At 55.8% G+C, this 12,535-nt stretch carries 16 protein-coding genes; 12 read left to right on the top strand and 4 right to left on the bottom strand.

Annotated features, from left to right (window positions below):
• Positions 1-63: 63 nt before the first annotated feature.
• A complete protein-coding gene (gene dacB, locus AC2FH2_RS05635) occupies positions 64-1,545 on the top strand; it encodes a D-alanyl-D-alanine carboxypeptidase/D-alanyl-D-alanine endopeptidase (protein ID WP_496823120.1) in 1,482 nt (493 codons plus the stop codon).
• A gap of 2 nt (positions 1,546-1,547) precedes the next feature.
• On the opposite strand, the gene AC2FH2_RS05630 is transcribed toward dacB, so the two are convergent.
• Both AC2FH2_RS05630 and AC2FH2_RS05625 read right to left on the bottom strand, forming a co-directional pair.
• Positions 1,548-1,970: a tellurite resistance TerB family protein gene (locus AC2FH2_RS05630; RefSeq protein ID WP_142635642.1), complete on the bottom strand. Its 423-nt coding sequence runs from the start codon at positions 1,968-1,970 to the stop codon at positions 1,548-1,550.
• A gap of 81 nt (positions 1,971-2,051) precedes the next feature.
• Positions 2,052-2,510, bottom strand: coding sequence for an Lrp/AsnC family transcriptional regulator (locus AC2FH2_RS05625; protein WP_142635958.1), 459 nt, complete (start codon positions 2,508-2,510; stop codon positions 2,052-2,054).
• 115 nt (positions 2,511-2,625) lie between these two features.
• Here AC2FH2_RS05625 and phhA point away from each other — a divergent pair, with 115 nt between their 5' ends.
• The 5 genes from phhA (at position 2,626) to AC2FH2_RS05600 (ending at position 8,364) form a co-directional block, all read left to right on the top strand.
• Complete coding sequence (gene phhA / locus AC2FH2_RS05620; protein ID WP_496823119.1) at positions 2,626-3,426, top strand: phenylalanine 4-monooxygenase; 801 nt, start codon at positions 2,626-2,628, stop codon at positions 3,424-3,426.
• Positions 3,427-3,433: 7 nt separating this feature from the next.
• The gene (locus AC2FH2_RS05615) at positions 3,434-3,787 is read left to right on the top strand and encodes a 4a-hydroxytetrahydrobiopterin dehydratase (protein WP_142635646.1); all 354 of its coding nucleotides are present in this window, start codon (positions 3,434-3,436) and stop codon (positions 3,785-3,787) included.
• A 122-nt stretch (positions 3,788-3,909) separates the two neighbouring features.
• On the top strand, positions 3,910-5,484 hold the full coding sequence (locus AC2FH2_RS05610) for a lysine--tRNA ligase (protein WP_281972498.1): 1,575 nt from the start codon (positions 3,910-3,912) through the stop codon (positions 5,482-5,484).
• A 48-nt stretch (positions 5,485-5,532) separates the two neighbouring features.
• Positions 5,533-5,934 (top strand): DUF4864 domain-containing protein, encoded by a 402-nt coding sequence (locus AC2FH2_RS05605; RefSeq protein WP_271948323.1) that lies wholly within the window; start codon positions 5,533-5,535, stop codon positions 5,932-5,934.
• A 141-nt stretch (positions 5,935-6,075) separates the two neighbouring features.
• On the top strand, positions 6,076-8,364 hold the full coding sequence (locus tag AC2FH2_RS05600) for a glycosyl hydrolase family 28-related protein (protein ID WP_142635652.1): 2,289 nt from the start codon (positions 6,076-6,078) through the stop codon (positions 8,362-8,364).
• Between the two features lie 43 nt (positions 8,365-8,407).
• Here the strand turns inward: AC2FH2_RS05600 and AC2FH2_RS05595 are convergent, their stop codons facing one another.
• Positions 8,408-9,091, bottom strand: a complete 684-nt coding sequence (locus AC2FH2_RS05595; RefSeq protein WP_496823118.1) for a hypothetical protein — start codon at positions 9,089-9,091, stop codon at positions 8,408-8,410.
• A gap of 123 nt (positions 9,092-9,214) precedes the next feature.
• On the opposite strand from AC2FH2_RS05595, the gene AC2FH2_RS05590 reads away from it, so the two are divergent.
• The 4 genes from AC2FH2_RS05590 to AC2FH2_RS05575 all read left to right on the top strand — a co-directional run bounded on the left by AC2FH2_RS05590 (position 9,215) and on the right by AC2FH2_RS05575 (position 10,966).
• Positions 9,215-9,535, top strand: a complete 321-nt coding sequence (locus tag AC2FH2_RS05590) for an antibiotic biosynthesis monooxygenase family protein (RefSeq protein WP_142635654.1) — start codon at positions 9,215-9,217, stop codon at positions 9,533-9,535.
• 71 nt (positions 9,536-9,606) lie between these two features.
• Positions 9,607-10,014, top strand: a complete 408-nt coding sequence (locus AC2FH2_RS05585) for a universal stress protein (protein WP_281972496.1) — start codon at positions 9,607-9,609, stop codon at positions 10,012-10,014.
• A 158-nt stretch (positions 10,015-10,172) separates the two neighbouring features.
• Positions 10,173-10,574, top strand: coding sequence for an excalibur calcium-binding domain-containing protein (locus AC2FH2_RS05580; protein ID WP_246097187.1), 402 nt, complete (start codon positions 10,173-10,175; stop codon positions 10,572-10,574).
• Between the two features lie 38 nt (positions 10,575-10,612).
• Positions 10,613-10,966: an MmcQ/YjbR family DNA-binding protein gene (locus AC2FH2_RS05575; protein WP_496823117.1), complete on the top strand. Its 354-nt coding sequence runs from the start codon at positions 10,613-10,615 to the stop codon at positions 10,964-10,966.
• Positions 10,967-11,009: 43 nt separating this feature from the next.
• On the opposite strand, the gene AC2FH2_RS05570 is transcribed toward AC2FH2_RS05575, so the two are convergent.
• Positions 11,010-11,234, bottom strand: coding sequence for a hexameric tyrosine-coordinated heme protein (locus tag AC2FH2_RS05570; protein WP_142635660.1), 225 nt, complete (start codon positions 11,232-11,234; stop codon positions 11,010-11,012).
• A 110-nt stretch (positions 11,235-11,344) separates the two neighbouring features.
• Here AC2FH2_RS05570 and AC2FH2_RS05565 point away from each other — a divergent pair, with 110 nt between their 5' ends.
• Positions 11,345-11,791: a MarR family winged helix-turn-helix transcriptional regulator gene (locus AC2FH2_RS05565; RefSeq protein WP_496696318.1), complete on the top strand. Its 447-nt coding sequence runs from the start codon at positions 11,345-11,347 to the stop codon at positions 11,789-11,791.
• A 274-nt stretch (positions 11,792-12,065) separates the two neighbouring features.
• Positions 12,066-12,356 (top strand): antibiotic biosynthesis monooxygenase family protein, encoded by a 291-nt coding sequence (locus tag AC2FH2_RS05560; RefSeq protein ID WP_142635662.1) that lies wholly within the window; start codon positions 12,066-12,068, stop codon positions 12,354-12,356.
• The last annotated feature ends 179 nt before the right edge of the window (positions 12,357-12,535 follow it).

Genomic DNA, 12,535 nt, shown 5'->3' with positions numbered 1-12,535 from the left:
CTGTGGGCCCATAATTCGGATCTCAGGTTGTTTGCCTGTGATCTCTGGGATTTTAATTAACCCATGAATGATCGTTATTCGCGACGAGGATTTATTGCTGGGCTGGGCGCGGCCCTGATGCCTGTAGCCGTTATGGCTGAGGCACCGCTTACATCATTGAGGCCTCAGATTCGTGATGAGCCGATCGTAGGTGTTGTGCGCTTGGTCGAAGCCGCGAACCTGCGCGGCGAAGTCGCCTTTGCTGTAGCCGACGCTGATACAGGCACGGTGCTTGAAGCCTATGGTGGCGACCGGGGTTTGCCACCGGCAAGTGTTGGCAAGGCCCTGACCGCGCTTTACGCGCTGAATGTGTTGGGTGCTGACTACAGGTTCGAAACTGCGTTGGTCGCTGAGGGGCCCATAGAAAACGGCATTTTGAACGGCGATCTTGTTCTTGTTGGCGGTGGTGATCCTTTGCTGGATACGGATGCGCTGGCCACGATGGCGGCAAACTTGCGCGAGGCCGGAATCACCGAGGTCCGCGGCGCGTTCAAAGTTTATGATGGCGCGTTGCCTTACGTGTTCAGCATTGATCCGGGGCAGCCAGATCATTTGGGGTACAGCCCTGCGATCAGCGGCATTTCTCTGAATTTCAATCGCGTGCATTTCGAGTGGAAAAAGCAGGGCGCCAACTATGACGTGACCATGGATGCCCGCAGCACGCGCTATACGCCTGCAGTGGACATGGCGTCGATGAAGGTCGAGGGCCGCAATCTGCCGATCTATACCTACGAACCCAGCGCCCGTCAGGACCGGTGGACTGTTGCCAAAGGCGCGTTGGGTAGCGATGGGGCGCGGTGGCTGCCTGTCCGCAAGCCCGCGCTTTATGCAGGCGACGTTTTCAGAACATTGGCCCGATCCAACGGAATTGTGCTGGGGCGGACGCAGGTCACGCGGCAGATGCCGAATGGAACCCCTTTGGTCATTCATCAAAGCGACCCGCTCGAGAGCATATTGCAGGGCATGCTGAAATACTCGACCAATCTCACTGCCGAGATGGTGGGGCTCGCTGCCTCGAGGGCGCGTGGTACGCGACCGCAGACTTTGGCGGAGTCAGCCGCCGAGATGAACAGATGGGCCACAGAGACCTATGGTGTGACCGGGGTTGCGATGGTCGATCATTCAGGGCTTGGGGGCGATTCACGCGTAGCGCCCGAGGACTTGGTGGTCGCGCTGCTGGCGGCGCAGAAAGCCGGAGACCTCCGGCCTTTGCTGAAGAAATTTACCCTTGCCGACAGTCAGGGGCGGCCGGTCAAGGATCATCCGATCAGAGTGAATGCGAAAACCGGAACCCTGAACTTTGTCTCGGGCCTGGGTGGGTTCATAACCTCACCGGATGGGGCAGAGCTGGCATTTGCGATATTCACGGCCGACATAGAACATCGCGCAACGATCCCCCGAGCGTATCGTGAACGGCCCGAAGGCGGGCGGAGCTGGAATAACAGGTCGCGCAAATTGCAGCGCGCACTGATCGAAAGGTGGGGGAAGCTGGCCGGCAGCAGCTGATGTCAGGTCGTGTGCCGTGCCCGCGCGCCGCGCTCGATGGCAGCGGCATGCAAACGGTCGATGTCCAACTCGTAACGGATTTCCTCGAGCAGCCGCAATTCGGATTCTGCCAGCGTACCATCTGCCGCCGCAACATCACATGCAAGCGCATAGGAGGTTTCGTTCAGGCGTTCGGGCAGGTTGTCGCGAATCAGTCCAAACAGGGCATCCAGACCATCTTCTTGTTCAAACAGATCGAAGACGATCTGGGAAACGCGATACATCCGGTCGATGTCATATTCTGCAAAGACAGGCAGCATGTTGACCGCGCCCTCGATTTTGACCAGCTCGGCGGTGCGGATGGTCTCATCTGATGCAGAGATCGCAACCATAATCGCCACGAGGCAATCTTGAGGAGACATCGGGTGTGGCACTTGGTTGGTCATAGGGGTGTCCTGATTGAACTGTTCTGATCCCGCACGATAGGTGGGGCAGGGAATAGGTTCAACGGATTTTGGAGCGATAGATCAAAGAATGGGCAATGGGCCACGTGTTTTCGTCTGCCGCAGTACAAAATTGCTGCGAGTGTCGCGGACTAACCCCGATTTCAACAGCCTTTGCATGATGAACGCCTCAAGATCTTCGGGTGTTTTCGAATAGACTTTCAGAATGAAGTCATGATCCCCGGTGATTGAGGCGCACTCGACAATCTGAGCCTCGGTCTCAACCAGCCGCAAAAACGAAGTGATGCTGTCTTCCTGATGATCGCGCAGCGCAACATGAACATAGGCTATTGCGTTCAGGCCAACGGATTTGGCGGGCACACGAGCGGTATAGCCTGCCACAACCCCGGCAGCTTCGAGATCGCGAACCCGCCGCCAACACTGCGAGGCAGACAGGCCGGTACGATCCGCGAGCTCTTGCATAGACAGACGGCCATCGGTCTGAAGCTCTTGCAGGATGGCGATATCGGCGTTTTGAAGCATTTGCGTCACTTCATATAGATTTGTGAAGCGTTTCGGTCATATTGTATGATTTTGAAAAACATTCAAACGATTTATTTCACGATGGCTGGCTATACTCGTTTCAGGAGGAGCCTTCATGCCAAAGTCGACCAAATACGTCGCCAAGGTGGCCAATGCCAATGGTCACATCACATATACCGACGAAGAGGATGCTGTCTGGGCTGATCTTTATGCCGCTCAGCAAGAGAACGTGCAGCGCTATATGGCGCGTGATTATCTCGCGGGGCTGGACCGGCTGGAGCTTCCGAAAACCCGTGTTCCATCATGCGCTGATGTTTCTGAGAGGCTTCTGGATATGACAGGCTGGAAAGTGCAGCCTGTACCCGCGCTGATCGGGTTCAAGACCTTCTTTGGGATGTTGGCCGACCGGGTTTTCCCGGCGGCCTCGTTCATCCGGTCCCGCGAGGATTTCGATTACATCGAAGAGCCTGACATCTTTCATGAGATTTTCGGCCATACCCCACTGCTGAGCGATCCGCGATTTGCCGCCTTCAGCCACGCTATCGGATTGGCGGGGGTGCAGGCCGGTGAAAAAGACTATGCCTGGCTGATCCGGCTGTATTGGTTCTCGATCGAATTTGGCCTGCGGCGTCAGGATGGGGTGATCAAGGCGCTGGGATCGGGGCTTGCCTCATCCCCGACCGAACTTGTCTACGCGGTGGAAAACGAAATACCCGACCGCGATCCCTTTGACGTTCTGACGATCCTGCGCACGCCCTACCGGATTGATATGCACCAGATGGGCTATTTCGTGCTGGACGACCCCGAGGAACTGTTTGCTGCCGCCGATCGGGATTTGCTGGCGGATGTGCATAAGGCGCAATCACTGGGCCTGTTGCCGAATAAGTTTCCCGAAAAGGCAACAGCGGCGGAGTAAGCTGGACATGACCACATCAGAACAAACCTGCACCCTATCGGATCGGACCTGTGCCCCTTGTTCCGGCGGCATTCCAGCTTTGAACCGTGATGCGGCAAGCGCGCATCTGGCCCAGTTGACCTCCGATTGGTCGCTGGATGCGGATGCAAAAACTCTCAGCCGTCATTTCAAATTCAAAGGCTTTGCCAAGGCGACCTATCTGGCAAACCTTTGCGCCTGGCTGGCCGATCAGCAAGGGCATCATCCCGACATCAGATTTGGATGGGGATATGTGGATGTTCAACTGACGACCCACGAAATTGACGGCCTTAGTGAGAATGATTTCATCTGGGCGGCCAAGTTGGATCAGTTAGTCGTCTGAGGCCAGTTTCCAGACAGGAAAAACGGCTTGCTTTATTGACTCATGCTGCACCGGCACAATAGGAGGGGTCGGTCGGCGGCAAACGAAAGCCGACGCTGTTTTCCCGATGGAGCTTAAAGAAAATGTCTGAACTGCGTGAAACCGCGATGTCGTCCAAGGCCTGGCCTTTTGAAGAGGCGCGCCGGTTGCTCAAACGCTATCAGAAAGGGGCTCCGGACAAGGGGTATGTGTTGTTCGAGACGGGCTATGGCCCGTCCGGCTTGCCGCATATCGGGACATTTGGCGAGGTGGCGCGGACCACCATGGTCAAGCGTGCGTTTGAGGCGCTGTCGGATATTCCGACCAAGCTGATCTGTTTCTCGGACGATCTGGACGGTATGCGCAAAGTTCCCGGCAACGTGCCGAATCCCGAAGCGCTTGAAGAGCATTTGCAGCGTCCTCTGACTTCGGTCCCTGATCCGTTCGGCGAATACCCAAGCTTTGGCGAATACAACAACGCAATGTTACGCCGGTTCCTCGACACTTTTGGGTTCGAGTATGATTTCTATTCGGCGCGCGACTTTTATCGCTCGGGTCAGTTTGACGAGATTCTGAAGCGGGCGGTCGACAACTATGATGCCGTAATGGCCATCATGTTGAAAAGCCTGCGAGAAGAGCGGCAGCAGACCTATTCGATCTTCCTGCCGATCCACCCCGAAACGGGTCGGGTTCTGTACGTGCCGATGAAAAAGGTCTGCGCCGAGACCTATACCGTCACCTTTGATGACGACGACGGCAAGGAATGGACGCTGCCGGTCACGGGGGGCAACGTAAAGCTGCAGTGGAAGCCGGATTTCGGTGCGCGCTGGGCCGCGCTGGGCGTTGATTTTGAAATGTACGGCAAGGAACATGCCACCAACGAAAAGATCTATGACGCGATCTGCCGGGCGTTGGGTGGCCGTGCGCCAGAGCATTTCAGTTATGAGCTGTTTTTGGATGAGAACGGTCAGAAGATTTCGAAATCTTCGGGCAATGGCGTCTCGATCGACGAATGGCTGACCTATGCACCGACTGAGAGTCTTGCGTATTTTATGTATCAAAAGCCTAAGACCGCCAAGCGGATGCATTTTGATGTGATCCCCAAGGCCTATGATGAATATCATCAGCAACTGCGGGCCTATCCGGGGCAGGAGCTGAAGGCGCAGTTGAACAATCCGGTGTGGCATATCCACGGCGGGGAGGTTCCTGAATCGACCCTGATGGTGCCGTTTGCGATGCTGTTGAATCTGGCGTCGGTTTCGGGGGCTGAAGACAAAGAGGCGCTGTGGGGGTTCATCCGCCGCTATGCGCCTGAGGCCACGGCTGAGACGCATCCTGATCTGGATCAGGCGGCGGGCTTTGCGGTCCGCTACTTTAACGATTTCGTCAAGCCCACCCGCCAGCACCGGGCGCCGACGGATCAAGAGCGCGAAGCGCTGGAGGCGTTGAAAGCAGAGCTGGCGGCATATGACGGACCGATCGAGGATGAGGCGCTGCAATCGGTGGTCTACTCTGTCGGGCGCGAGCGGTTTGACCCTATGCGGGGCTGGTTCACCGCGCTCTACGAGGTGTTGTTGGGCGCATCCCAGGGGCCGCGATTTGGCGGGTTTATCGCGCTTTACGGCGTGCCGGAAACCATTGCGCTGATAGACAAGGCGCTGGCTGGAGAGCTGGTCTGATTTGACCTGATCGCGTGTGGGGCTATCCTTCGATCAGGAGGTGGCCCCATGCGTCGTTTATTGCTTGCTGTATCTTTGAGTGCCGGACTGGCATCAGGAGCCTTTGCCCAAAACGCCGAGATCGAGGCGAATATCGCGGGGCAGATACAGGCATTCAAGGCGGATGATTTCGCAACCGCCTTTACCTTTGCCAGCCCCACCATCCAGCGCCTGTTCGGAACGCCCGAGAATTTCGGGGTCATGGTCCGGCGTGGCTATCCAATGGTCTGGCGACCTGCGGATGTGCGGTTTCTGGAACTTCGCGAAATTTCAGGGGCGTTGTGGCAGAAGGTGATGATCACGGATGGCGACGGGCAGGTTCACATTCTGGACTATGAGATGATCCCTCAGGAAGAGGGCTGGAAAATCAATGGCGTGCAGCTTTTGGGCAATTCGGATCCGGCGGCGTAACGCAACACCACCGTCACGGTGATATGAACGGCGGTTAATTCCTTTTCGATACTCAGACTTTTGCGTTCGGGGTGCGTGGCCCTGGGCACTGGGTTTATGCGCACGGCGACTGACCGCAGCGCGATTGGGAAAGGGATTTCTATGAATAAGGCAATCACTGACGGCATCGTATTCATGCCGCCTGTTTTCGCATCCGGTCTGAACGTGTGGTCGAGCGGCGATGGTACTCCGGGTTCGCCAACCTATGACGGATCGGGGAACGGCGTATATGTCCCGGCCGATGCGGATTTTGGCGGATGTCTGGAAATCCTGAAGGTAAACGCAACACAACAGCTGCGCTATATGGGCCAGACACCGCTGCTGCCGGGATGCTACTTGCAGATCAAAGCTCGGGTAAAAGCGATTAGCGGCCCCTTGCCCGAAGTTCGTATCGCCGCCTGGGCGGGCGGGGCAGGTGATGTTCAGGTGCCGGGCGTGGTCGAACAGGGCCCGGCAACACAGCTGTCCGGGTACGGCACCGTGCATGAAATCACTGCGATTGTGGGCGCGGGGCAACGGACGGGTGTGGATATGCCTTGGGGTGTTTCCACCCTGTACGGGCATTTCGGGCTGGATATTGAAGGCACCAACGGCGCTGTGGTCCGGATCGACGATATCGAGATTACGGATGTCACCAATGTGTTCCTGCGCGACATGATCTCTCTGGTCGATATCCGTGATTTCGGGGCGGTCGGTGATGGTGTAGCGGATGACACAGCAGCGTTTGTCGCCGCTGATCAGGCAGCGAATGGACGACGTGTCTTTGTCTCGGATGGCACCTACCTGTTGACGGAAAACACGACGATCTCGTCTGAGATTGAATTTGAGGGCATGGTCACAATGCCCGATGACAAGATGCTCTTGCTGACGAAGAACTTTAACCTGCCGGCCTATATCACGGCCTTCGGCGCCGAGGACCTGGCATTCAAAAAGGCCTTTCAGGCTTTGCTGAACAACTCGGATCATGAATCGCTGGATCTGGGCGGGCGCAAGATTTCGGTGAGTGAGCCGATTGACATGGCAGCGGCGGTTCCGAACAAACAAACAGGGTTTTCGACACGCCGGATCATCCGCAATGGCCAGTTCGATGTTCAAAGCAGTTCGGCCTGGGGCACCGAGACATTCACATCTCTGGCAACCTACAGCCCGTCGGACCCAACGCGTTTGACCAATGTTGCGAATGTAGCCAACATTCCTGTCGGCGCGCTGGTGCAGGGCAGCGGCGTTGGCCGCGAGATCTATGTCCGGTCCAAGGATGAGGGGGCGGGAGAGATCACTTTGAACGCGCCGATCTATAACGCATCCGGGACGCAGACATTTACCTTTTTGTCTTTCAAATATCTGCTTGATTTCAGCGGTTTCAGCACGTTGCGCAAGTTCGGAATGGAAGAGATCGAGTTTCAATGCAATGGCCGCTGTAGCGCAATCCGCCTTGCGCCGTCAGGCAGCACATTTGCCATAACGAACTGTTTTATCAGCCGACCTTTGGATCGCGGTATCACCTCGATCGGTACAGGGTGTCAGGGCATGTTGGTCGATAATTGTCAGTTCCTGTCTTCTGAAGAGTCCTTTGACGTCTCGGATCGCAAGTCGATTGCGTTGAACTCAACGGCCAATGACATCAAGTTGCGCCACAATCGCGCGGTTCGTTTCCTGCATTTTGCGGTGCTGGCAGGGACCAACAACATGGTCCTAGGCAACCATTTTTTCCAGGGAGACAGCATCACTCAGGGGGTGCGCTCGGCCGGTTTGGTCATGATCGGAACTTACAACAGCTCGACCATCGCCGAGAACTATGTCGATAACTGTTTTGTCGAATGGACAAATGAGCGGGATTCAGACCCTGTTTACACCGCTGGCTTCTCATTCAGCGCCATGAGCATTACCGACAATATCTTCTACTCGAACGAGGTCGCGCCCTGGTTCAGCAGCATTGTCATTCGTCCCTATGGCGCCGGGCATTTCCTGAACGGCGTCGTCGTGACGGGAAACAAATTCCGGTCCATCAACGGAGGGATCGACCGGGCCGAACGCGTGGACACGACATTCGCTGATCTGAACAACACAGCCCATTTGAACGTGACGTTTGAAAACAATACGTTCCATGGTGTGACTGCTAAAACCGCAAATCCACTGAGGGTACGGCACGCACAGAACACAGCTGCAACGGCGTGGACGGTGTCTTCTGAGGACCGGTTGCCCTTTGGTGGCAAGGCGCGCAGTTGTGACTCGGTTACCGTTCTGGGACCTTTGAAGACAGCGCTTGGGTCAACCAAATATTCGCACCCCTATGTCCTGCTGGAGCACGGGGTGGATGGATCTGATATCCAGTTACGCTGGCCTGAGGGTCTGAAGGGCGAGGTTTCAGCAATCCTGAGGATGGAGCGCTGACGGTGCGGGCGTCTGCCGGAATTAATGTAGGAACGGATTGGACTTAGAATTCGTTCCACAAAGCCAGTTTGATGCCCGTGTTTTTGCGGGCATCATTTCTTTCCACCCCCAGAATCCAGGTAGTAGAACTGTCTTTGGTTCGGATCATGACCGAGGGGCGTGCCTTCCAATATATCGAGTGCCCAGACCTGTAGGCCGTTTCGATTTGGATAAGGGGATTGATCAACCTGTCCGATGAAAGCCCTGTTGTCAGGTCGAGCTTTCGATAGATGTCATCATGTGTTCGGTTTTCGATGGCGGCATCAATCGCGATCCAACCGCTTCCCAAGGCGCTCCGGAATCCTTTACCGTAAGACAGCGTCACTTTGTACTGTGCCCAGGCCCGTTCATGTTCGTGATATGCACCGGCACCAAATTCAGCAGCGAACCGACCCCATTGGCCCAAATCCGCTACTGGGACACGGGCAAAGATGAGTGCATGGCCATAGAGGTCTTGGTTTTGTTCGAAATCAAAGCCGACCGTCAGGTTCTGGCTGTATCCCCATTCCGCATAGAGAGAGGTTTTATAGTCGTACCCATCCTCAGGGAGCCGAAAAGCTGTCAGTGAGGCGGCTGTGAATGCTGCATCCTTTTCTCGCAGCCATGCACCTGACCAGGCAGGAGAGGCCATCAGCAACAGGTGCAATATCAGGGCAATGCGATACATGCTTGCAGCTTCCGTCAGCATGGTTAACGGAGTGTTAGTGTTTTGTTTATTTTTCGAATTGAAAAGAGCGCGCCTAGGCCAAAAGGAAACACAAGACCTTTCAGAATCCTGTGTTAGGTTTGAGACAGACAAGGGAGTTTCAAGATGCCAAAGATTTCCAAAAACGCTACTGTGCAGACCGTAATCACAACATTTGAAATGACGCCTGGCACCTGCCAGGATCTGCTTGAGGCGTTGACGGATGCCTATGCCAGCTTCATCTCAAAGCAACCTGGATTTGTTGCAGCGGGATTGCACGTGAACGACGCCCAGACCCGGATTGCCAATTATTCGCAATGGGAGCGTCGCGAGGATTTTCTGGCCATGCTGCGTACGTCAGAAATGCGTGATAGAAACCGTAAAATCAACGAGTTGTGCAAGAGTTTTGAGCCCGTCATGTACGATGTTGCGGAAACCTTCAACTGATCCTGACCTGGATCAAGGTCACGCGCCTGGTAATCGACCAGTATACTTGAGCAACCAAGGAGGCGCGTGCCATGTATCACAATATTCTTGTACCAATATCATTCGACGACGCGCGTGATATGCCGTCCGCATTGAAACTGGCGCAACTGTTGGCGGCACCCGAGTCACAGGTCACGCTGCTGCACGTGGTCGAACATATACCGGCCTATGCCAGCGCTTATATGCCGGTCGGGTATCTGGACGATGCGCGCAAGGCCGTTCAGGCCGAGTTGGATGCGCTGGCGGAAAATATTTCGGGCGCCCGCGGAGTCGTTGTCGAGGGGCATTCCGGTCGGACGATCCTTGACTGGGCCGACGTGAATAAGCCGGATCTGATCATCATCGCGTCTCATCGACCAGGTATGCAGGATTTGCTTTTGGGCTCCACCGCTACCCATGTTGTCCGCCACGCTGCATGCTCAGTGCACGTGGTGCGTTAGGTCTCTGCCAGATCACAAGCGAGCAGCCAAGAAATTGGCCGGTCTGTCTTGTTTGCTTGGCCCTGGTTCGTAAAGCGTCCTGCATCGTGACAGAGTTTCACAGATATGTTTGTCCCTTAGGTATCGGCATCCCACGGATACTGGTGTATTGATCGGGAATGCAGCCAGAAAAGACCACTCCAAAGGCGCTGTTCACGGATCCGAAATCGGCCAAACGTGTTCAACGCGCCGAAGCTCTGCGCCGGCGCGCATTGTCACCGGTGCGGATTCTCCTGATGGTTCTCATGTTGCCGCTGACGACCGGCATCATTGCCCTGAGCGTCTGGTTGCGCACTTCCGAATTCGAGCGTGATGAGGCGGTTTTACATCTTGTTGCTCTTGCCGGATGTGGAGCTGCGCTCTCAGTTCTTCCTGGTCCGTTTCTGGAGGGCGAGCCGGGCTATCACCTGCAAAACGATCCCGATCAGGATGGTGTGGCCTGTGGAGTGATTGCCCCGAATGCAGAACAAAGCGCTGCCCCTCAAAAACGCGTTGGCAATGCCAAATTCGTGAGGCCCTGACAGATGGGTAAGGACTTCGGAACAAAGAGGCTGAGCCGATGGCGCGAGCAGAGTTCAACAGTTTCTGCGCGGGCCTGAAGGCCAGCTCTCATGTGGTTCAATGGGGCAATGCAGACGTGTGGAAAGTGGGGGGCAAGGTGTTTGCGATCTGCGGCTGGAACGACGGTCAGGACGCCTTCACCTTCAAAGCCACTGAACTGGCCTTTGAGGTGTTGAGCGACGAACCCGGAATTCGCCCTGCGCCATATCTGGCCTCGCGCGGGATGAAATGGCTGCAGGTCTATGAGGACCGCGGGATGAGCGACACGTCGCTGCGCGAGCATATCGTGACGTCCTATGATCTGGTCGTGGCCAATCTGACCAAGAAGATGCGGGCGGAACTGGGCGTATAGGAATGGGTCATCCCATCCGCCACCCAGCCCATTTCACCTTTACTCACTTGCGCCAATAGTTGTTCGCTGCCGCCACAGTCTGGTAATTTGTCGCCACGACATGCGACACCATGGTCAGGCTGTCCGCATCGTTTTCGTAGATCGGCCTCAGGCGCTGACGAATCTCGTCATTGGGCTGCGTCTTCTTAACCGCCATCCGTGATAGTTTGATTGCCAGGTCAAATCCCTCCTCGGGTGTCTCGGTGATGAGCGTTGGTAGCCAGGACATGTGTTGTCTCCTATATCGCGTACAATAATATCGAGCACGATATAAACTGCCTTGTGGGCGTGGGTCAATGAATTATATCGTGCACGATATAAGCGAGCGAAGGTGCTGCCGTGACAGATTCTCCGACCCAACCGAAGACCGACGAGATGTTTTGCCATGCGGTCTATACGTCATGGCATGTAATCAACCGCGCTTATAAGAGACACCTCGGCCCGCTAGGGCTGACCTATCCGCAATACATCACCCTGACTCTGCTGTGGCAGAGAGACCGGCGAAATGTCAGTGAGTTGGCCAACGCGTTGTCGATGGAAACCAGCACGCTGACCCCGCTGCTGAAACGCCTTGAGGCCGACGGGCTTGTCGACCGAACCCGTAGCAAAGAGGACGAACGCCAGGTTGTTGTTTCTCTGACAGGGGCGGGATCGGCCTTGCGGTCTGTGGCGCATGAGATCACCGCCTGCATGATCGCCGATACCGGGCTGGACGAACCTGACTTAGACCGCCTTTTGAATACGCTGGAGAAGCTGAAAGCCGGCTTGTCACAGGCCGGCAGTTAGCACAGGCCGCAGACACGGTGAACGGCGCTTTGGTAGTTCGGGATCGGTCTGGCTGCGGCTGTGGAATCACAATATGTGATTCAGATGTCGAGCCTTCCGCGCTGGGCAGCAACTCTGGCGTGTCAGTGGCCCAAATACAGTGAGGCGTATGGTTGAAAATGGCCGCAAATCACGCGTATCAATGTGAGATTTCGGGCTGCCGTGCTAGGTTGCGTGCGGCGGGGTCGTTCCGACCGCGTCACATGGCGATATCGCCGGACGAGGGAGGAAGATCATGTTTGCACGTATTACTCAATTCAAGATGAAGCCCGGCACGCGCGAGGCGGCGACGGCGAAAATGAACGCATTGAAATCAGAAATCATGGGCATGCCCGGCATGCACAGCTTTACCAATGTGATGAACGAGGACGGGTCGGGCTATGTGATCTCGGTCGTTGAAAGCGAGGCGACCTCGAACGCAAACGCACCCAAAGTGGCCGAGCTGTGGGGCCATTTCGCCGAGTTCATGGAAAGCCCGCCAACGCCGGTTGGGTATGATGTGATTGCCCATTGGGATAAGGGGTAAGGTATCGGGCGGGATATTCCCGCCCTTTTTTTGCAAAAGAACCTGTGCCAGATCCTCGGCCAGCACCAAACGGGTGCCGCGCACCCGGTGAATGGCGCTTTGGTACTCATGGGTACTGGGCAGGGTGTGGGAGGTTGTCATGGCAACAGGTTGGGATCACAATTCGTGATTTCAAACGT

This window comes from Ruegeria sp. YTSA105, from assembly GCF_059610225.1.
This window is presented reverse-complemented; position numbering and strand designations above follow the sequence as displayed.

Coding starts and splice junctions, on each gene's coding strand:
- dacB (WP_496823120.1), top strand. CDS start 64: ATGAATGATCGTTATTCGCGACGAGGATTTATTGCTGGGCTGGGCGCG.
- AC2FH2_RS05630 (WP_142635642.1), bottom strand. CDS start 1,970: ATGACCAACCAAGTGCCACACCCGATGTCTCCTCAAGATTGCCTCGTG.
- AC2FH2_RS05625 (WP_142635958.1), bottom strand. CDS start 2,510: ATGCTTCAAAACGCCGATATCGCCATCCTGCAAGAGCTTCAGACCGAT.
- phhA (WP_496823119.1), top strand. CDS start 2,626: ATGCCAAAGTCGACCAAATACGTCGCCAAGGTGGCCAATGCCAATGGT.
- AC2FH2_RS05615 (WP_142635646.1), top strand. CDS start 3,434: ATGACCACATCAGAACAAACCTGCACCCTATCGGATCGGACCTGTGCC.
- AC2FH2_RS05610 (WP_281972498.1), top strand. CDS start 3,910: ATGTCTGAACTGCGTGAAACCGCGATGTCGTCCAAGGCCTGGCCTTTT.
- AC2FH2_RS05605 (WP_271948323.1), top strand. CDS start 5,533: ATGCGTCGTTTATTGCTTGCTGTATCTTTGAGTGCCGGACTGGCATCA.
- AC2FH2_RS05600 (WP_142635652.1), top strand. CDS start 6,076: ATGAATAAGGCAATCACTGACGGCATCGTATTCATGCCGCCTGTTTTC.
- AC2FH2_RS05595 (WP_496823118.1), bottom strand. CDS start 9,091: ATGCTGACGGAAGCTGCAAGCATGTATCGCATTGCCCTGATATTGCAC.
- AC2FH2_RS05590 (WP_142635654.1), top strand. CDS start 9,215: ATGCCAAAGATTTCCAAAAACGCTACTGTGCAGACCGTAATCACAACA.
- AC2FH2_RS05585 (WP_281972496.1), top strand. CDS start 9,607: ATGTATCACAATATTCTTGTACCAATATCATTCGACGACGCGCGTGAT.
- AC2FH2_RS05580 (WP_246097187.1), top strand. CDS start 10,173: ATGCAGCCAGAAAAGACCACTCCAAAGGCGCTGTTCACGGATCCGAAA.
- AC2FH2_RS05575 (WP_496823117.1), top strand. CDS start 10,613: ATGGCGCGAGCAGAGTTCAACAGTTTCTGCGCGGGCCTGAAGGCCAGC.
- AC2FH2_RS05570 (WP_142635660.1), bottom strand. CDS start 11,234: ATGTCCTGGCTACCAACGCTCATCACCGAGACACCCGAGGAGGGATTT.
- AC2FH2_RS05560 (WP_142635662.1), top strand. CDS start 12,066: ATGTTTGCACGTATTACTCAATTCAAGATGAAGCCCGGCACGCGCGAG.